Genomic DNA, 19,604 nt, shown 5'->3' with positions numbered 1-19,604 from the left:
CCCCAGTCAAGGCAGGTGGGGCCGCACGATGCGGAATTTGACGGGTTTCACCCGTTCCGCAGGCTTTTAACCTGCGGAAACAGGCGGGGTAACAATCGTGAAACAGACGCTAGGAACCCAGCGGGGTGGGCATCTTCCCGGAGTCGATGTCGTTGAGGATGCCGGTCGCGGCACCGAGGGCGGGGGCTTCGTGGCCGAGTGCCGAGACCACGATCTCGGCGCCGCCGGCGCCGGAGGCGTGGGTGCGGGCGGCGAGCTCGCGTTCGGCGGCCGGGCCGATCCAGGGGCTGAGGGCCTGGTAGTGGCCGCCGAGGACGACCGCTTCGGGGTTGAGGAGGTCGACGGCGAGCGCGATGCCCGCCCCGAGGGAGCAGCCGATGCGGTCCAGGGCCTCGAGCACGCGGGGCTCTTCGGCGCGGGCGCGGGTGACCACGTCCTCGACCTCGGCCTCGACTTCGGCGCCCGCGATGTCGTCGGATTCGGACAGCGCCTTGAGGACGGCGCTGATGCCGGCGAGGTCTTCGACCCGGCCCACCCGTCCGTCCACGTCGATGAGGAGGTTGCCGATCTCGCCGGCGAATCCCGTCGCACCCCTGCGCAGTTCGCCGTCGACGATGAGGCCGGCGCCGAGGCCGATCTCACCGGTCAGGTAGATCATGTTGGACACGCCGGCCCAGGAGCCGAAGCGCTGCTCGGCGACCGCACCGAGGTTGGCGTCGTTGTCGGCGGTCACGGCGTACTTGGGGTCGCGCATGGCCTGGCGGAGGCGGCCGGTGAGGTCGAAGTCCTCCCAGCCGAGCATCGGGGCGCGCTGGACGACGCCGTCGTTGTCGATCATGCCGGGGACGGCGACGGCGAGCCCGAGGATCTGGCGGCCCTCCGAGTCCATCTTGTCGACGGCGCGCTTGGCGAGGCCCGCGAGGGCCGAGACGGAGCGGCCGGGGGTCGATCCGCCGCCGTCGTGGGCGCGGCGCCAGGACAGGAGGCGGTTGCCTGCGAGGTCCACGGCGACGAGCGTCATGTAGTCCACATTGATTTCCACGCCGAGGGAGGCGTAGTAGCCGGTGTCCACACTGAGCAGCACCGCGGGGCGGCCGATGTTGCCGATGACCGAGCCGGACTCGCGCAGGACGCGGCGCTCGATGAGCTCCGCCACGAGCGAGGAGACCGTGGCCTTGTTGAGGCCGGTCTTGGCCGCGAGATCCGCACGGGAGCAACGGCCTTCGGCGCGGACCTGACGCAGCACGAAGCCGAGGTTGTTGGCCCGCACGTCCGTGAAGTCGGCGCGTCTGGCCCTTCCCCGCGCCTCCGCGCCGGCGGCCCCGGCCGACTTCGATGCGATGCGCATCGCCATGTCTCGTCCTCCTGCTGTGTCTCTCGGCCCGCTTATGGCGCCGGATGCGGGCCGTAATTGAGCATTGTCGTGGATCGCGACAACGGGTTGTCGGGCGGTCCCTGACCGTTGCGCAGCGAAGCGTTTCACCACAAGGGCCGTTCCCGAATCGTGACCAATCCGCGTCCGTATCGCCTGACCCCCGGCTTGTGTCGGGTGCCACCGTGCGCTACTTTAGTTTATCGAATAGCCGAACTAATTATCGGCCAGACCCCCCATAAGACCCTCACAACGCAGTACGACCGAAAGGACAGCAACGTGGCTACTCCCTCAGACGGGTCGGTCTTCCGCCGCCGCTCCCTGTTCAAGGCCGCCGGGCTCGGCGCCGCCGGTGCCGCGGGCCTGCCTCTCATCGCCGCCTGCGGCGACATCGAATCCGGCGGGGGCACCTCGCAGACGACCTCGGGCTTCGACTTCCTCCCCGAGTACAAGGAATGGCCGCTCCCGGTCCAGCCCGACCTGGTCGGCGAGCCGCCGAACCACCCCTCCGGCTTCACCACGTACCCGGAGCCGGTCCCGGCGATCGAGAGCCTCCCCTCCAACAGCGGGACCTACGAGATCACCGTCCCGATCTGGGGCGAGGCCCCCTCGAACGACGACCCGTACTTCGCGGCCATCGCCGACGCCAGCGGCGGCACCACCGTCAACCTGCGCCAGGCCGACGGCAACACCTTCGCCGAGACCTCGGTCCAGTGGCTCAACGCCAACGAGTACGGCGACGGCATCATGCTCTTCAGCTGGATGCTCTTCGCCCACCCCAACTTCCAGGAGACGGTGGTCAACTCGTTCTACGACCTGACCGACATCGTCAAGGGCGACATCTCCGAGCGCTGGCCGCTCCTCGCCGGCCTCCCGACCGCCTCCTGGGGCCAGTCGGTGTGGTCCACCGACCCCGAGGACCCCGAGACCGCGCGCGTCTTCGGCATCCCCGGCTCCTTCTCCGGCGGCCCGGGCAACGCCATGTTCGCCCGCACCGACATCCTCGAGGAGCACGGCCAGGCCCTGCCGACCACGGTCGAGGAGCTCCTCGAGGTCGCCCGCGCGGTCTCCGACGACGCCGGCGGCCGCTGGGCCTTCGGCGGCACCGACTACCTCACGCCGCAGTGGTTCGGCCTCGCCGGCGGCGACGGGTGGGCCTACATCGACGGCAAGCTCGTCCACAACTGCGAGCGTCCCGAGTACACCGAGTGGCTCGAGTTCCGCCGCACCATCTGGGACGAGAAGCTGGTCCACCCGGACCTCCCCTCGGGCACCCTCGACGGCCAGGCCCTGCACAAGGCCGGGACGATCGTCTTCCAGCTCGACGGCATCTCCTGGTGGCAGGGGTTCATCGACCAGTCCACCGCCGAGGGCACCGGCGGCACCATCGCCCCGCTCCCCGCGCTGTCCGCCAAGGGCCGCCAGCCGCTCGTGCACGTCAACACCGGCGTGGACAGCTGGACCTTCCTCAACAAGGACCTCTCCAAGGAGCAGGTCGAGGAGTTCCTGGACTTCGCGAACTTCTGCTCGGCGCCGTACGGCACCACCGAGTACGAGCTCCTCAACTACGGCATCGAGGGCACGCACTTCACCTACGGCCCCGACGGGACCCCGGTCTACAACGAGGTCGGCACCAAGGTCGTCCAGGCCCCGGTGAACCACAAGACGATGTCCGGCCACGTGCAGCAGTTCCTGACCGGCACGCCGGACATGGTCCAGGCCCGCTTCGACTACAACGCCTCCGTCAAGGAGTTCGCCGAGGTCAACATCTTCGAAGGCATGCGCGTCGAAGGCCCGTCCGAGTTCAAGTCCGCCGGGCAGGTCCTCATCGACCAGCAGAACGACATCGCGTTCGGCCGCGCCGACCTGTCCGCCATCCCGGACATGGTCGAGACCTGGAAGAACAACGGCGGCGAAGTCGGCCGCGAGCACTACACCGCGGCTTACGACAAGCTGCACGGCTAAGACGCCCGGCCGGGCCGCGACCACTGTGGTCACGGTCCGGCCATGCCCGTCCCGCACAGGTACTCACTGACTGGATTTCACACAAGCGATGGCAGCTCTCCAGACCTCAGCGCCCCCGGCCCCGAGCCGCGGGCAGGCCCGCCCCCGCGCGAAAAGCAAGCGGACCGCGGCCCAGCGGCTCCGGCACGACTGGCCCCTGCTGCTCCTGACCCTCCCGGCGCTGGCGCAGCTCGCGGTGTTCTTCTACTGGCCCTCGGCCTGGAACATCATCGCGTTCATGGACTACAGCCCCCACCGGCCGTTCTGGGAGAACCCGTTCGTGGGCTTCGCGTGGTTCGAGCGGCTGTTCGCCAACCCGTACTTCATGCCCGCCCTGCTCAACACCCTGAAGTACGCCTTCGCGAACCTGCTGTTCCTGTTCCCGCTCTCCATCGTGCTGGCGCTCGTCATGCACTCGGTCATCTCCACGAAGATCCGCAGCGCCTTCCAGTCGGTCGTGTACCTGCCCTACTTCTTCTCCTGGGTCCTGGTCGTGACCGTCTTCGTGCAGACCCTCGGCTCCGACGGCCTGGTCTCCAACTGGATCCTCGGCTTCGGCGGCGAACGCCTGACCTTCATGTCCGATCCGGACTCGTTCCTGTTCCTCGCCTGGCTGCAGTGGGCGTGGAAGGACGCGGGCTGGGGCATGATCATCTTCCTCGCGGCCCTGGCCTCGATCAACCCGAGCCTCTACGAAGCGGCCGCAGTCGACGGCGCGAGCCGGTGGCGGCGCATGTGGCACATCACGCTGCCGGGCATCCGGCCGGTGATCGTGCTGCTGCTGATCCTCCACATCGGTGGCATCCTCAACGTCGGCTTCGAGCAGTACCAGCTGCAGCGCAACGCCGTCGGCTACCAGACCACCGAGGTGCTCGACACCTTCGTCTACTACCGCAGCGTCATCGGCACCGAAGGGCCCTCCTTCGGCACCGCGGCGGGCCTGTTCAAGGGCGTGATCGGGCTGGTCCTGGTCCTCATCGCCAACAACGTCGCGCACCGCCTCGGAGAGCAAGGGATCTACCAGAAGTCATGACCGCCACCGACATCAAGCTCAAGCCCGCCAAGAAGAACGCGCGCCCGGTCTGGGACGAGGAGCCGTCCTTCGTCGGCAAGGCCGTCAAGGCCCTGTTCCTCATCTGCTACGCGGCGGCCATCGTCCTGCCGATCTGGGCGGTCGTGGCGACCAGCTTCGCCAGCGAGGAAGCCCTCGCCCGCGCCGGCGGCAACCTGCTGCTCATCCCGACCGACCTGAGCCTGCAGGCCTACCAGGAGATCTTCGACGGCGGCGCGCTCACGCGGTCGCTGATCCTCACGATCGGCCTCACCGCGGGCGGCACCGCGCTGTCGATGGTCCTGACCATCGGCGCGGCGTACGGGCTCTCGCGGCCCGGCTCGCTCCTGCACCGGCCGCTGCTCATGCTCGTGCTCTTCACCTTCCTGTTCGCGCCGGGCCTGTACCCGAGCTTCCTCGTGGTGCAGAAACTGGGCATGTTCGACAGCTACCTCTCGCTGGTGCTGCCGATGGCGCTCAACGCCTTCAACCTGATCGTGCTGCGCTCGTTCTTCATGAACTCCGTGCCGACCGAGCTCATCGACGCCGCCCGCATGGACGGCGCGGGCGAGTTCCGGACCCTGTTCAAGATCGTGCTGCCCATGTCGAAGGCGATCCTCGCGGTCATCGCGCTGTTCTACGCGGTGGGCTACTGGAACATCTACTTCTCGGCCGTGCTGTACATCCCGGGCCTGGAGACCCAGCCGATCCAGGTCGTGCTGCAGCGCATGCTCATGTCGACCCAGGGCCTGCCGGGCGCGGCCGCCGACGTCTCGCAGTACCAGACGCAGGCGCCGGACTCGGCGCTGAAGATGGCCGTGGTCGTCTGCACGATCGTCCCGATCGTCATCATGTACCCGTTCATCCAGAAGCACTTCACGAAGGCCGTCATCACCGGCGCGATCAAGGGCTAAGGCTCGCGGGCTTCGCCGTGACCGGCTGATCACCTCCCCCGGTGAGAAGGGCCGCCTCCGCACTCGCGGAGGCGGCCCTTTCACGTACGCGGCGTGAGTGAAAGCGCAGTGGGACCGGAGTGAAAGGCGGGGCGCGCACGCTGGGGGCACAGGAAGCCGACCAGGAAAGGCGCACCTCATGCGATACGCCATCGAAGTCCGAGGGCTGAAGAAGTCCTTCGGCGAGGTCCACGCCCTCAGCGGCGTGGACCTCGCCGCGCCCCCCGGCACCGTGCTCGGCGTGCTCGGCCCGAACGGGGCCGGGAAGACCACCGCCGTGCGCGTCATGTCCACCCTCACCAAGCCCGACGCCGGGACGGCCCGCGTGCTCGGCCTCGACGTCGTCGAACGGGCCGCCGAAGTACGCGAGCGGATCGGGCTCACCGGCCAGTACGCCGGGCTCGACCCGAACCTCTCCGGGGAGCAGAACCTCGTGCTCGTGGCGCGGCTGCTCGGCGCGTCCCGCCGCCAGGCGAAGACCCGCGCGCACGAGCTGATCGAGCGGTTCGACCTCGCGCACGCCGCCGCCCGCGCCGTGGGCGAGTACTCGGGCGGGATGCGGCGCCGCCTCGACCTCGCCGCCTCGATCGTGCGCCGGCCCGAGGTGCTGTTCCTCGACGAGCCGACGACCGGACTCGATCCCCAGAGCCGCAACGGGTTGTGGGAGGTCGTGCGCGACCTCGTGGCGGCCGGGACCACGGTCCTGCTCACCACCCAGTACCTCGAGGAGGCTGACCAGCTCGCCGACTCGATCGCGGTCATCGACACCGGCCGCGTCATCGCCTCGGGCACGTCCTCGCAGCTCAAGCAGGCCGTCGGCGGGCAAGTGCTGCGGCTGACCCCCGCCCGGCCGGACGCGGCCGAGCAGATCGTCCAGCTCGCCGAATGGGCCGCGGGCGCGCAGGCCCGCTTCGAGGACGGGGTCGTGACGGTCCCGGTCGGCCACGCGGGCGAGGCGCAGGCCGTCATGGCCCGCGTCGGCCAGGCCGGGGTCGACCTGGCCGGGTTCGGGCTCCACGAGCCGACCCTCGACGAGGTCTTCCTGCAACTCACCGGACACCGCACGAACACGACCGAGAAGGAGCCGGCGGCATGAGCGCCATGGCAACCGAGACACCGCGCACCGCGGCGGCACGCCCCGAGACGACGTGGACCTCCAAGCGCGGGACGCTCGCGCAGTCCGCCACGATGGCGGCCCGCTCGCTCGCCTCGATCCGGCACGCGCCCGCGCAGCTCGTCGACTTCTTCATGATCCCGCTGATGATCCTGCTCTCCATCACCTTCTTCATGGGCGGCCAGATGATGGGCTCCTGGCAGGACTTCCTGCAGTACGCGGGCCCGACCATCATCGCCATGGGCCTGTTCTTCGCCGTCACCGCAACGGGTCTGGGCCTGTACGGCGACATCAAGGAGGGCGTGTTCGACCGGCTCACCGCCATGCCCGTGTCGCGGTTCGCGCTGCTGGCCGGTCGGGTCGCGGCCGACATGGTCAAGTACGCGTGGGCGCTGCTCGTCGTCGGCGGGGTCGCGTTCGCGATCGGCTACCGCGCCGAGGGCGGCGTCCTCGGCACGGCCGCGGCCGCCGGGGTGCTGCTGCTGTTCCTGTTCGCCGCCTCGTGGTCGATGGCGCTCGTGGGCCTCACCGCCAAGAGCGAGGAGCAGATCCAGACGTGGATGATCAGCCTGCTCATGCCGCTCGCCTACACGTCGACGATCTTCGTGGAGATCGACACGCTCCCCGGCGCGGTCCAGTGGTGGGCCGAGATCAACCCGCTCACCGCGCTCGCGGACTCCATGAGGGTGTTCCTCGACGGCGGCGACCCGGGCGACGAAGTGCTCGCGCTCCTCGGCTGGTGCGCCGCGCTCGTCGCGGTGTTCGTGCCGCTGTCGCTGCGGGCCTACCGGCGCAGGCTCAGCGACTGAGCACCGGGAGCATCAGGAACTGAACGGCCAGGTGCTCTGCTCGAGCATCGCGGCGGCCCGGGCCTCCAGGTCCGGGTCGCCCTTCTCGCGTGCGAGGGCCGCGAGCTGGCGGTAGAGCTGCATTGTGACCTCGGAGAAGCTGCGGTACTGCGGCAGGTCGGTCTCGGCGTCCAGCAGCTCGCGCAGCGCCTCGTCGAGCCTTCCCATGCGGCGCAGGCAGATGGCCGCCGCGTTCCGGGCGGCGAGGGCGTTCTCCAGGTTGCCGATCCGCTCGGCCCGCTCCCGGTAGGCGCGCATCCGCTCCAGCATCGCCGCGGGGTCGTCGCCGTGCTCGGCGTCGATGCGCCACAGGTGCTCGGCGATCACCGAGTCCGCGAGGTCAGCTCCGAACTCCGCCTCGGCCGCGATCGCCCGCAGCAGCAGGGTCCGCGCGCCCTGGTAGTCCCCGGCGGCCATGAGGTCGTTCGCGAGTCCCTGCCAGGAGAGGATGAGCCCGAAGCGCTCGCCGAGCGCCGCGAAGATCGCGTTCGACTCGGCCAGCTCCGCTGCCGCGTCCTCCGGACGGCCCTCCTGGTACGAGAGCTCGGAGGTGAACAGCAGGCCGATCCCCCGCACCCAGGAGCCGCCGCTGGTGCCGGCCCGCTCGATGATCTCGCCGAGCCGGTCCGAGTCGCCGGCGATCATCGTCCGGATCATCGGGATCATCCGCAGCAGCGGCTCGACCTCGTAGAGGTCGTGCTCCTCGCTGATGCGCTGCGCCGCGGCGAACTCGGCGTCGATCGCGGCCGGGTCGAGCCGCCCGGACCACAGGCCCCAGCTGCCCGCCATGGCGACCTTCGCGCGGTGCAGCGGGTCCACGTCGTCATCGGGGCCGAGCGGCATCGCGCGCACCTGCCGGGCCAGCTCCATGCCCTCGTCGCGGTAGCCGCGCATCCACCAGTACCAGGAGAGCGGCGCGATCGCCCGGTAGGCGGCGCGGGCATTCCCGGCGGCGACCATGCGGCGGATCGCGGCGAAGAGGTTCGCGTGGTCGGTGCCGAGCCGGTCCAGCCACGCCACCTGCTCGGCGCGCATCAGATGCGGCTCGGCCTCCTCGGCGACGGCCGTGTAGTGCTCGGCGTGCCGTTCGAACCGCTCGGCGGTCTCTCCGGCCTCGGCGAGCCGCGCGGCGGCGTACTCGCGCACGGTCTCCAGCAGCCGGTACCGGCCGCCGGGCAGGCGCTGCACCAGCGACTTCTCGACCAGGCCGGTGATCTCGTCGGCCGTCGCCGAGCACACCTCGCACGCGGCGGCGAGGTCGGCGCTGCCGCTGAAGACCGACATCCGCGCCAGGACCGAGCGCTCGGCCGGGTCGAGGAGGTCCCAGCTCCAGTCGACGACCGCGCGGAGCGTCCGCTGGCGCGGCTCGGCCGTGCGCGGGCCGCGCCCGAGCAGGCCGAACCGGTCGCCGAGGCGCGCGGCGAGATCCTGCAGGCTCATGGACTTGAGGCGGGCCGCCGCGAGCTCGATCGCGAGCGGCAGGCCGTCCAACGCGGCGCAGACCTGGAGCACCAGGTCCGCGTTCGCCTCGTCGACGGCGAACGCGGGATCGCTCTGCCTCGCCCGCTCCTCGAACAGCGCCGCGGCCGCGTGCGAGCGCAGGTCCGCCACGGACGCGACGCCTGCGGGGAGCGGCAGCGGGCCGACCCCGAGCACGGCCTCGCCGGTGATGCCGAGCGCTTCGCGGCTCGTGGCGAGCACCCGCAGGCCCGGCACGCGGCCGAGCAGGTGCGCCAGCAAGTCCGCGGCGTCCTCGATGAGGTGCTCGCAGTTGTCGACTGCGAGAAGGAGTTCGCGGCCCCACAGGGCTTCGGTGAGGCGGGTCCGCGGGTCCTCGCTGCGGCGGGCGAGGATCGACTCGCCCAGGCCGATCGCGTCGCCGACGACCTCGGGCAGCCGCTGCGGGTCGGCGACCGGCGCGAGCTCGACGAGCCGCACGTCGCGGCCCTCGGCGGCCAGCCGGTGCGCGGTCTCGACCGCGAGCCGCGTCTTCCCGGTCCCGCCCGGGCCGGTGAGGGTCACGAGGCGGTTCGCGCCCAGGAGCCCGGTCACGGCCGCGATCTCCGGCTCGCGGCCGATGCACGCGGTCAGCGGTTCGGGCAGGCGGTGCGATCGCTGTTGCGGCGCTTGCGGTTCGGTGCCGCGCAGCACGTCGAGGTGGGCGTCGCGCAGCGCCCGGGAGGGGTCCACGCCGAGTTCGTCGGCGAGCTTGCCGCGCACGGCGTCGAACACGGCCAGGGCCTCGGCGCGGCGACCGGCGGCAGCCAGCGCGAGCATGTAGCGGGCGGCGTCGGGTTCGTTGAGGGGGTCGGCGCCGTGGCGGGCGGCGAGGTCGGCGAGGACGGCGCCGGCGCCTTCGAGGCGGAGGCGGGCGTCGAGGTGGAGGGCGGCGACGGCGTCGCGGCGCATGGCGAGGCGGGTGCGGGCGGCGTCGGCGAAGGCGTGGCCGTCGAGGTCGGTCAGGGCGGGGCCGCGCCAGAGGGCGAGGGCGGCTTCGGCGGCGGCGCGGGCGGCGGCAGGGGCGTCCTCTCTAGAGGCCGCTTCGGTTCGCGCGGCGAGGGTTTCGAAGGCGTCGACGTCGGTTTCGGCGGCGTCGAGGCGGTAGCCGCCGGGGCCGTGCTCGAGGCGGGGCCCGAGGAGTCCGCGGAGCCGGGAGAGCTGGGTGTGGAGGGCGGCGTTGGCGTTGGCGGGCGGGTGGTCGGGCCAGGCGGCGTCGATGAGGGCGGCGGCGGTGACCGGGCCGGGTGCGAGTGCGAGGCGGGCGAGGAGCGCGCGCTGGCGTCCGGCGGGGACGGTGAGCTCGTTCCCGTCCTCGTCGAGGAGTCGCAACGGCCCCAGGAGTTCCACTCGCACGCGGTCTATCTTGCCGGGCGGGGGCGGTGCCGGGAGAGCCGGTTCGGGAGCCGGGCGGGGACTCCCCATTGGAATCTGCTACTTGCATGAACAGGTTGTGACGGCATATCAGGGCCTTATCCGTGCATTTCTGTCGTGTTCCCGACTGAATCGAACACACGGGCCGATCACGCCCGTACTGTCGTTCACAAAACCCCGGAACAGTACGACCCCATGTGAGGTGCGGTGTCCGCCATGGCGATCAGTCTCGATTACCACCACGATTCCCAGTCCCGCACTGCCGAGTCCCGCGCCCCGGAAGGAGAACCCCCCATGAGTCCTGGCCCCGCGGGCGCGCACATCGCCGGCTACTGCGTCGAGTTCCGCCTTCGGACCCGCGAGAACGGGACCCGGGTGCTCCTCGCCCACGACCCCGACGGCGTGGCCGCCGCCATCGCGACGATCGTCGCGGCCGACCTGGTCCAGACCGCCACCGCGCTCGTGCGCGACCGGCCCGGATACGAGCCCGGCGGCCGGCCCGACCACGGTCTGAAGATCACCGCCGACAAGGCGGCCGAGGTCGGGGCGCTGGCGTACTACGGCCCGGGCGGCGAGGACTACGGTCCCGGCGCGTGGGTGACCTACTCGGACGAACCGCAGGCCCCCCACTTGCGGCTCTACCGGGACATGGACACGGAGAGCACATTCCCTCCGGACGCGCACATCGCGTTGAGCACGCTGGCGCGGGCGGTGGAGGACTTCCGTGCGACGGGAGGTCTGCGCCCGTCCGGCTGCATGTGGCGGCCGAGCACGGTGTGGTGAACGTCCGCCGCGGTGGTCTACCGCTTGGCGGGAACGTGGCCTGGCACCGCTCCCGCCGGCGGTTAACCTTGCCGATCATGAGCACCAGTGACGCCGTGGCCGTGCGCCTCGCGCAGGCCGGGGACGCGCCCGCCGCGAGCGCGATCCTCAACCACTACATCGCCGAGTCGGTGAGCAACTTCCGGACGGAGCCCTACGGCCCCGGGGAGTGGGCGGAGCAGTTCGCGGCGAACGCGGACCGCTTCCCGTACCTCGTCGCGGAGGTCGGCGGGGCGGTGGCGGGGCTGGCGTACGCGAGCGCCTGGCGGCCGAAGCAGGCGTACGCGTGGACGGCGGAGTCGACGGTGTACGTCTCCCCCGGGCACCAGGGGCTGGGCATCGGCTCGCTGCTGTACGGCGAGCTGCTCAAGCGCCTGGAGGAGCAGGGCTTCCGCAGTGTCATGGCGCAGGTCTCGCAGCCGAACCCGGGCAGCGAGGCGCTGCACGAGCGTTTCGGCTTCGAGCTGGTGGGCAGCATCCGCGACGCGGGGTTCAAGCACGGCGCGTGGATCGGCGTGGGGATCTGGCAGAAGACGCTCGGGGCGCTCGCGGTCCCGCCCGCGCCGACGGCCCCGGTCGCGTGAGCCGCTGAGGTTCCAATGAACCTCTAATGGTTCTCGCGTGGAACGCAGAGCCGCGGTCCCTAGTCTTCAGGGCAGGGGAAAGAAACCTCCTGAGGGGTGACGAGCCGCAAGGCGAGTCGAATCCAATTGATGGGTGTGGGGTAGCGATCGGGCCCGGAGCGGAAGCTCCGGGCCCGATCGCATTTCCTTGCGTCTAGCGCACGCCGTAGAGGTGCTCCAGGGCGAGCTGGTCGAGGCGCTCGAAGGCCATGCCCTTGGCGGCGAGGCCGTCGACGTCGACCTTGACGTCCTTGAGGTCGGCCCAGGTCTCGCCCTCGCCGAGGGTGGGGACGGCGAGCTGGTCGACGCGGGCGTCCTTGAGGGCCTGCTGGACCTCGGGGTCGGCGCGGAAGGCGCGGACCTTCTCCTGCAGGATCTTGTAGTTGCGCATGCAGGCGGCGGCCGAGACCCACACGCCGTTGTCGTCCTCGGTGCGCGGGGGCTTGAAGTCGAAGTGGACGGGGCCGTTGTACTGGCCCTTGGCGATGCCCTCTTCGACGGCGTCGACGGTCCAGAAGGCGCCGCCGACGTTGCCCGCGCCGAAGCGGAGGTCCTGGTCGTAGCGCGGGCCGGTCTGGCCGTTGAGGTCGATGTGGTAGAGCTTGCCGTGCCACAGGGCCTGGCGGATGCCGGCGGCGTAGTCGAGGCCGGCCATCTCCTCGTGCCCGATCTCGGGGTTGAGGCCGACGAGTTCGGGCTGCTCGAGCTCGTTGATGAACGCGAGGGCGTGGCCGATGGTCGGCAGGAGGATGTTGCCGCGGGGCTCGTTCGGCTTGGGCTCGATGGCGAAGCGGATGTCGTAGCCCTGCTCGGTGACGTACGCGCCGAGGGTGTCGAAGGCTTCCTTCATGCGGGCGAGCGCGGACTGGATGTCCTTGGCGCCGCCGGACTCGGCGCCTTCGCGGCCGCCCCAGGCGACGTAGATCTCGGCGCCGAGCTCGGCGGCGAGGTCGATGTTGCGCATGACCTTCGAGATGGCGAAGCGGCGCACGTCGCGGTCGTTGTGGGTGAAGCCGCCGTCTTTGAAGATCGGGTGGCCGAACAGGTTGGTGGTGGCGGTGGTGACCTTGAGGCCGGTCTCGTCGAGGGCCTTGCGGAACGCGCCGACCTTGGCGTCGCGCTCGGCTTCGGAGGCGTCGAAGTCGAACACGTCGTTGTCGTGGAAGTTGACGCCGTAGGCGCCGATCTCGGCGAGCTTGCGCACGGCGCGGTCGGCGCTCATCGGGGCGCGGGTGGCCGAGCCGAAGACGTCCTGGGCCGCCCAGCCGACCGTCCAGATGCCGAAGGAGAACTTGTCCTCGGGCACCGGTGCGTACTTGTCGGTCATGATCTGTCCTTTTCTTAGTGATGTGCGGCCCAGGACGAGGTCTCGTCCCGGAGGGTCGCGTACTGCGCTGACACGTTGACGGCGGCGATGCCGGTGATCCGCGCGGTGTCGCCTGTCTTCCACTGTGGCGGGTTTTGCGAGCCGGTGAGGGCCCAAGCCGCTTGTTTGGCCGCCCCGAGGGCCACGTATTCGGCCGAGGGGGGCACTTCGACGTCGACGCCGAAGACGCTCGGGGCGATCTGGCGCACGGCCTCGGAGGCGGACGCGCCGCCGATGAGGAGCACGCGCTTCGCTTCGAGCCCTTGGGCGGCCATGGCGGCGAGCCCGTCGGCCTGGGCCGAGAGCATGCCTTCGACCGCGGCGCGGGCGAGGTCTTCGCGCGTCGCGCCGGTCGTGAGCCCGGCGATGACCCCGGTCGCGTCGGGACGCTTGGGGGTCCGCTCGCCGTCGAGGTACGGCAGGAGGGTGAGGCCTCCGGCGCCGGGGGCGGCCGCGAGCGCGAGCCGGTCGAATTCGGCGTGGTCGACGCCGAGGAGGGTCCGGAACGTGTCGAGGACGCGGGCGGCGTTGAGGGTGCAGACGAGCGGCAGGAACCGGCCGGTGGCGTCGGCGAACCCGGCCACGAGCCCGGAGGCGTCGGCGGCGGGGACGTCGGAGACGCCGAAGACGGTGCCCGAGGTGCCGAGCGAGACGACGACGTCACCGGGGCCGAGGCCCAGGCCGAGCGCGGCGCCGGCGTTGTCGCCGGTGCCGGGCGCCACGGCAGCGCCCGTGGGCGTGCGGCCGACGACCTCGTTCGGGCCGGCCACGCGCGGCAGGCGCAGTTCCCGGCCGAAGGCCTGGACCAGGCGCTCGGCGACGTAGCCGCCGGTGCGCGGCGACCAGTAGCCGGTGCCGGAGGCGTCCGAGCGGTCGGTGGTCGCCTCGGCGGCGGTGACCCCGCGGAGCTTCATGGTGAGCCAGTCGTGCGGGAGCATCACTGAAACAGTTTTCGCCGCGTTCTCGGGCTCGTGCTCGGCGAGCCAGGCGAGCTTCGTGGCGGTGAAGGACGCGGCGAGGACCAGGCCGGTGTCGGCGGCCCAGGCCTCGGGACCGCCGTGGTCGGCGGTCAGCCGCTCGGCCTGGGGGGCCGAGCGGGTGTCGTTCCACAGCAGGGCGGGGCGCACGACCTCGTCGTCCGCGTCGAGCGCGACCATGCCGTGCTGCTGCCCGGCGACGGCCACGGCCTCGGCCCTGTCCAGGAGGCCTTTGCCGGCCTCCTGGAGGGCCTCCCACCACGCTTCGGGCGGGCACTCGGTCCCGTCCGGGTGGGAGGCGCGACCGGAGTCGACGATCTCGCCCGTTTCGGCTTCGACCAACAACACTTTCGTCGACTGCGTCGACGAGTCGACTCCGGCCACCAGGGTCATCTACTTACGCTCCAGCTCCACTTTCGCGGGCTTGCCCGCAACGTCTACGACGCTCACATTAGCGATATCCGCCGGGCCTGTCGACACCAGGGTCACAACAGTTTCTGAAACTGTTTCAATCTCGACCGCGGTGTCGCCGTCGACGTCGCTGATCACGATGCCGCGGTCGGGCGCGCCCCACACTTCGAGCGTGATGCCCTCGAACGCGCCGTCGCCGATCTGCAGGCCGGCCTCGACGCGCGGCAGGACCGCGCCGTAGCGCACGAACACCGGGAAGGTCTCCAGGCCGTGCTTGGTGTCGATGTAGCGCCCGCCCTCGAGGACCTCCTTGGTCCAGAAGTCGATCCACCGGCCCTCGGGCAGGTAGACCTTGCGCTCGCCCGACGGGTCGTTGACCGGCGCGACGAGGAGGTCCTTGCCGAGGCGGTACTCCTGGTCGGCGTTCCACGACACCGGGTCGGCCGGGTCGTCCACGTTGAGGGCGCGCAGCACCGGCTCGCCGGTGCGCGAGGCGTGCACCGCCGCCGAGTAGATGTACGGCATCAGCGAGTAGCGCAGCTTCAGCGACTCCACCGCGAGGCGCTCGGCCTCCTCGGAGAACTCCCACAGCTCGCGGGTGGTCGTGCCGTGGTAGCGCAGCAGCGGCGAGAGCGCGCCGAACTGGGCCCAGCGGATGTACAGGTCGTCGGTGGGCGTGCCGTTGAAGCCGCCGGTGTCATGCGACCAGAACGGGATGCCCGACAGGCCGTGCGAGAGGCCGCCGCGGATGGTGCCGCCCAGGCCCGCCCACGTGGTCTGCACGTCGCCCGACCACTGCGCGGAGTGGCGCTGCCCGCCGAGGAACGACGAGCGGGCCCACACCAGCTCGTGGCCGTTGACCTCGCGGGTCACCTCCACCACCGCGTCGTTGTAGAGCAGGGTGTACACGTTGTGCAGCTCGGTGCCCGTCATGCCGTTGTGCGCCACCGCGTCCGCCGGGACGCCTTCGGCGAAGTCGGTCTTGTACAGGGCCGCGCCGGCCTGCAGCGGACCGCGCAGCAGCTCCTTCCACCACTCGACGGCGTCGGGGTTGGTGAAGTCGACGATGCCGCTGGCCTGGTGCGAGCCGTGCCAGACGTCCGCCACGTAGGTCTCGCCCTCGGCGGTCTTGAGGAAGTAGCCGCGCTCGTCGCCCTCGGCGAAGACCGGGGACTTCGCGGAGATGTACGAGTTCATCCAGAGGCAGACCTTGAAGCCCTGCTCGGCGAGGTCGGCGAGCATCCGCTCGGGCTCGGGGAAGTTCTCGCGGTCCCACTGCATGTCCGACCAGTGCGGCTCGTGCTGCCAGAACGTGTCCAGGTGCAGCACGTCGCACGGGATGCCGCGCTCGCGGATCTTCTTGGCCCGCTCCATGACCCGCTCCTCGGAGTCCACGAAGAAGCCCGAGGAGATCCAGGTGCCGAAGGCCCACTTCGGGGGGAGCGAGGGGCGGGAGGTGAGGCCGTCGAACCGGTCCAGGACCTCGACCGGGGTGCCGCCGAGCACGAAGTACTCGAGGGCGTCGTCGGGCACGAGGATCTCGACGGCCGCGTGGGTCTGCTGGGCCACGTCGAACTCGACCGGCGCGCCGGAGTTGACGACGATGCCGTAACCGCGGTCCGAGACGTAGATCGGGGCGTTCTTGTACATGCGGATCGACTCGGAGCCGAACGCGTCGAAGTTCCACATCAGCGGGCGCTGGCCGCGCGCGTTCAGCGGCGCGAAGCGCTCGCCGAAGCCGGCGAAGGCCTCGTCGGGTGCGGCCGTGAAGGACTCGTGGAACGCGACCGGCTCCCCGTCGACGAGGGACCGGCCGAAGGGGAGGGTGCGCAGGCGGCCCGAGATGTCGGTCTCGCCCGGGTTCTGAGCGACGAGCGTCCTGCCCGCCGCGTCGGTGTACTTGAGTGACCAGGCGCCGAGGGTGGCGACGGCGCGCACCGGTCCGGCGTCGACGACGACCGTGTCGCCCTCGACCGAGACCTTCGCGTCGGCGTAGGCGCCCGCGTGGACCAGTTCGATGATCTTCTCGACGGCGGGGCGGGCGGACGGGTCGGCCGCGAGGCGGGCGCGCACGACGCCCTCGGCGACGGCGGCGAGCTCCACGTAGAGCTCCTCCCCCGCGCTCGTGACGGCCTTCAGGAGCACCGAGGCGGGGCCGGTCTCGGCGACCTCCGCGCTCGTGACGGCCGACAGCCCCTGCTCACCGTTGGCGCGCTGGGGAAGCTCCGGGGGGTCGGCGACGAAGAACTCGCGGGCGACCAGCGGCGGGCGGTAAGGCATTCGAGGCTCCTGCCTGTTGAGGGTTGGTACGGCGCTCGGGCCGGGGTGGGTCGGCACGACTTCATTAGTTTATCGACTATCCGAACAAATAGCGACCGGGGGCGACGAGATTCCCGACGGCATCCTTCGTTTCCGATCGGTGCTCACGCTCGCGCTCCCGGTCCGCCGAGTCGCCAGCGCGGCGGGCGCGGGAAAGCTACCCTGGGGCGTGCGGCCGCCCGAAGCCGCGCAGCGCTCACGGGGGAGCGCGCACAAGGTCATGCACGACGTTCCGCAGCCCAGTCCGATGCGAGGTACCGAGATGTCCACCGTCCGCTCCAGCCTTTCCGACGAGAACCGCGACACCACCGCGAAGGCCCTGCAGGGCGCGCTCGTCGACCTCATCGACCTGTCCCTGGTCGGCAAGCAGGCGCACTGGAACGTCTACGGCAAGAACTTCCGCTCCCTCCACCTCCAGCTCGACGAGATCGTCGTGTCGGCGCGCAACGCCACCGACCTCGTCGCCGAGCGGGCCATCGCGATCGGGGTGAGCGCGGACGGGCGGGCGCACACGGTCGCCGACACCTCCTCGGTCCCCAAGATCCACGACGGCCAGATCAGCGACACCGAGGTAGTCTCGCTGTTCATCGAGGCCTACACGGCGATCATCGCGAACATGCGCGAGCGCATCGAGGTCACCGAGTCGGCCGACCCGGTCACGCAGGACCTCCTCATCGGCATCACCGCCGAGCTCGAGAAGCAGAGCTGGATGTTCCAGGCCGAGCTGGCCTGAAGTCGGACGGCGGCACGGGCCGGGACGCCGCAGGCGTCCCGGCCCGTGCCTGTGCGAAGAGGGGTCTAGGCGGGTGTGCAGGTGACGGTCGGGACCGAGGCGGTCGAGCCGTCGTTCTTGGTGATGTTGAAGCCGAACGTGGTCGACTGGCCCGCGGCGAGCGTGCCGTTGTAAGCGGCGTTGGCGCCGGTCACGGTCGCCCCGGTCAAGGTGCCGGTCACGCTCCAGGCGTTGGAGATCCGCTCCGATCCCGGCCAGGTCCAGGTGACCCGCCAGCCGGTGAGCGCCTGGTTGGCCTTCACGGTGGCGCTGTAGGTCGCGCCGGTGTTCCAGGGGCTCTGGACCGAGAGCGTCGCGGTGCAGCCGTCGCCGGGCGGGGGCGTGCTGGTCGCGGGGTCGGTGGTGGCCGGGGTGGTGGTGGGCTCGCCGGTGCCGCCGCCGCCGAGGGCGTTCAGCGTCGAGGTGTAGGCGGGCTTCTTGGAGAAGTCGTCGTTGAACAGCAGCGCCGCACCGGTGCCGGGGAAGGTGCCGGGCACCCACGAGTCGTTGTCGCGCAGGCCCCAGACGGTGATGCCGGAGCAGTCGGCGAGTTCGGCGCAGATCTCGGTCACGCGCCGGTAGTCCTCCGCCTGCTGCGCGAGTTCATTGGCGTCGGCCGGCGTGTTGAGCCGGATGTCCAACTCGGTGATGCGCACCTTCAGGCCCAGGTCCACGAATCGCTGCAGGTTGGCCTCCATCGTGGAGGGGACCTGGCCGAGGATGAGGTGGGACTGGAAGCCGACGCCGTCGAGGATGTTCTGCGACTTCAGGCCCTGCGCGAGCCGGTAGATCGTGTCGGACTTGGCGTTGTCGCCCTCGATCGAGTAGTCGTTGATGTAGAGGTCGGCGTTCGGGTCGGCCGCGCGGGCGGTCTGGAACGCGGTGGTGATGTACCCCTCGCCCATGGTGCGCAGCCAGAACGAGTCGCGCATGGCGCCGTTGTTGTCGCTGACGACCTCGTTCACGACGTCCCAGGAGTCGACCCGGCCCTCGTAGCGGTTGGCCACGGTGTTGATGTGGTCGACCATGGCCGAGCGCATGGCCGTGGCGTTGAGGCCCTGCACCCAGCTGGGGGTCTGGGCGTGCCACACGAAGGTGTGCCCGTGGACGGACTGGCCGTTGTCCTCCGCGAAGTTCACGAGGGTGTCGGCCTGGGAGAAGGTGTAGTTGCCGTCCTGCGGTTCGGTCGCGTCCCACTTCATCGCGTTCTCGGCGGTGACGGAGTTGAACTCGGCGGCGATGGTGTTGCGGTACTGCGTGTTGCTCTGCAGCTTGTTGACGTCCACTGCGACGCCGATGTCCTTGCCGATGGCGTCCGCCGCGGCGCGCAGGGTGGTCGCCTGGGCGCCCGCGAACTGCGTCGAGAGCCCTATGCCGAGCGCCGCGGTCGCGAGGGTGACGGCCCCCGCGATCAGGGCGCGACGGCGTTGACGGTTGTGCAGCACGTGAAACTCCTCAAGGTGGTGCCGCGCCGTGAGGGAACGAGGCTGTTCGAAAGATGGGGCCCGCGCTGGAGCGGAGCGCTCCCAGCGAGGTGAGTGACAGCCTAGCGAATGCATAGATGTTGGTCAATACCGATGAATGTCGATCATCGCGCTTCGCAGGTGTCCCTCCGCACCGCGCGGCGGTACGCTGCGGCAATGGAACTCGACGAAACAGCGCCCGTGCGGGGCGCCAACCCGCCAGCCAAAGTAGTCACCGCCCTGGTGCTGATGTGGATCAACGCCGCGGGGGCGGCGCTGGGCTCCGCCCTGATCAGGGCCGGCATGGACGACGCCCCCGCCTCGGGCGACCTCCTCAGGGCGCAGGTGTTCCTGCTCCCAGTGGTCGCCTTCGCCTACGCGGCGGCCGCCACCGGACTGCACAAGCGCAAGAACTGGGCGAGGATCATCGGACTGGTCCTCGCCGTGATCGCCAGCGCCACCGCACTCCTCAGGTTGCCCGACATCCCGCCGGGCAGTGTCCTCGCCGTCATCTGGAGCGCCGCCGTATTCGCGATGCTGATCTCCGCTGACGCGCGGGCGTGGTGCGGACTGGCGCCCAGGGTGCGACGGGCGGGAACCTGACCGGCCCCTGCCGTATACACAGTGGAGGGCGGGTC

At 70.7% G+C, this 19,604-nt stretch carries 15 protein-coding genes; 9 read left to right on the top strand and 6 right to left on the bottom strand.

All coding sequences use genetic code 11. The features are described from left to right. Window positions 1-109: 109 nt before the first annotated feature. The gene (locus AB0K52_RS13780; protein WP_363530997.1) at window positions 110-1,354 is read right to left on the bottom strand and encodes an ROK family transcriptional regulator; all 1,245 of its coding nucleotides are present in this window, start codon (window positions 1,352-1,354) and stop codon (window positions 110-112) included. A 297-nt stretch (window positions 1,355-1,651) separates the two neighbouring features. On the opposite strand from AB0K52_RS13780, the gene AB0K52_RS13775 reads away from it, so the two are divergent. The 5 genes from AB0K52_RS13775 to AB0K52_RS13755 all read left to right on the top strand — a co-directional run bounded on the left by AB0K52_RS13775 (window position 1,652) and on the right by AB0K52_RS13755 (window position 7,303). Next, window positions 1,652-3,337, top strand: a complete 1,686-nt coding sequence (locus AB0K52_RS13775) for a hypothetical protein (RefSeq protein WP_363530994.1) — start codon at window positions 1,652-1,654, stop codon at window positions 3,335-3,337. Between the two features lie 88 nt (window positions 3,338-3,425). Then, entirely contained in the window at window positions 3,426-4,409 is a 984-nt protein-coding gene (locus AB0K52_RS13770; protein ID WP_363530991.1) for an ABC transporter permease subunit, read from the top strand. Continuing rightward, window positions 4,406-5,341 carry a carbohydrate ABC transporter permease gene (locus tag AB0K52_RS13765; RefSeq protein WP_208498299.1) on the top strand — a complete coding sequence of 312 codons (936 nt, stop codon included), beginning with the start codon at window positions 4,406-4,408 and terminating at the stop codon, window positions 5,339-5,341. The genes AB0K52_RS13770 and AB0K52_RS13765 overlap by 4 nt, the downstream gene beginning before the upstream one ends. Window positions 5,342-5,519: 178 nt before the next feature. Then, entirely contained in the window at window positions 5,520-6,476 is a 957-nt protein-coding gene (locus tag AB0K52_RS13760) for an ATP-binding cassette domain-containing protein (RefSeq protein ID WP_363530988.1), read from the top strand. Further along, window positions 6,473-7,303, top strand: coding sequence for an ABC transporter permease (locus tag AB0K52_RS13755; RefSeq protein ID WP_363530985.1), 831 nt, complete (start codon window positions 6,473-6,475; stop codon window positions 7,301-7,303). The genes AB0K52_RS13760 and AB0K52_RS13755 overlap by 4 nt, the downstream gene beginning before the upstream one ends. A 12-nt stretch (window positions 7,304-7,315) precedes the next feature. On the opposite strand, the gene AB0K52_RS13750 is transcribed toward AB0K52_RS13755, so the two are convergent. Next, window positions 7,316-10,195, bottom strand: a complete 2,880-nt coding sequence (locus AB0K52_RS13750) for a BTAD domain-containing putative transcriptional regulator (protein WP_363530982.1) — start codon at window positions 10,193-10,195, stop codon at window positions 7,316-7,318. Window positions 10,196-10,507: 312 nt separating this feature from the next. Between AB0K52_RS13750 and AB0K52_RS13745 the strand changes: the two genes are divergently transcribed. Next, a complete protein-coding gene (locus AB0K52_RS13745; RefSeq protein WP_208498286.1) occupies window positions 10,508-10,996 on the top strand; it encodes an Imm1 family immunity protein in 489 nt (162 codons plus the stop codon). Between the two features lie 77 nt (window positions 10,997-11,073). Beyond that, entirely contained in the window at window positions 11,074-11,619 is a 546-nt protein-coding gene (locus AB0K52_RS13740) for an N-acetyltransferase family protein (RefSeq protein WP_363530978.1), read from the top strand. Window positions 11,620-11,812: 193 nt separating this feature from the next. On the opposite strand, the gene xylA is transcribed toward AB0K52_RS13740, so the two are convergent. From xylA to AB0K52_RS13725, 3 genes are read right to left on the bottom strand one after another with little or no spacing between them, the layout of a single operon-like run. Further along, window positions 11,813-12,985 carry a xylose isomerase gene (gene xylA, locus AB0K52_RS13735; RefSeq protein ID WP_363530975.1) on the bottom strand — a complete coding sequence of 391 codons (1,173 nt, stop codon included), beginning with the start codon at window positions 12,983-12,985 and terminating at the stop codon, window positions 11,813-11,815. 14 nt (window positions 12,986-12,999) lie between these two features. Further along, window positions 13,000-14,394 (bottom strand): xylulokinase, encoded by a 1,395-nt coding sequence (gene xylB, locus AB0K52_RS13730; protein WP_363530972.1) that lies wholly within the window; start codon window positions 14,392-14,394, stop codon window positions 13,000-13,002. After that, a complete protein-coding gene (locus AB0K52_RS13725; RefSeq protein ID WP_363530969.1) occupies window positions 14,395-16,692 on the bottom strand; it encodes a TIM-barrel domain-containing protein in 2,298 nt (765 codons plus the stop codon). It lies immediately after the preceding gene. Window positions 16,693-16,993: 301 nt separating this feature from the next. Between AB0K52_RS13725 and AB0K52_RS13720 the strand changes: the two genes are divergently transcribed. Further along, complete coding sequence (locus AB0K52_RS13720) at window positions 16,994-17,464, top strand: DNA starvation/stationary phase protection protein (protein ID WP_363530966.1); 471 nt, start codon at window positions 16,994-16,996, stop codon at window positions 17,462-17,464. 65 nt (window positions 17,465-17,529) lie between these two features. Here AB0K52_RS13720 and AB0K52_RS13715 read toward each other — a convergent pair whose 3' ends face one another. Then, window positions 17,530-18,948, bottom strand: a complete 1,419-nt coding sequence (locus AB0K52_RS13715) for an endo-1,4-beta-xylanase (RefSeq protein WP_363530963.1) — start codon at window positions 18,946-18,948, stop codon at window positions 17,530-17,532. Between the two features lie 195 nt (window positions 18,949-19,143). On the opposite strand from AB0K52_RS13715, the gene AB0K52_RS13710 reads away from it, so the two are divergent. Further along, window positions 19,144-19,569, top strand: coding sequence for a hypothetical protein (locus AB0K52_RS13710; protein ID WP_363530960.1), 426 nt, complete (start codon window positions 19,144-19,146; stop codon window positions 19,567-19,569). Window positions 19,570-19,604 lie beyond the last annotated feature (35 nt).

It is taken from the genome of Glycomyces sp. NPDC049804, assembly GCF_040674615.1.
Lineage (GTDB): Bacteria > Actinomycetota > Actinomycetes > Mycobacteriales > Micromonosporaceae > Glycomyces > Glycomyces niveus.
The sequence above is the reverse complement of the archived record's forward strand: the minus strand, read 5'-3'. Positions and strand labels throughout refer to the sequence as shown.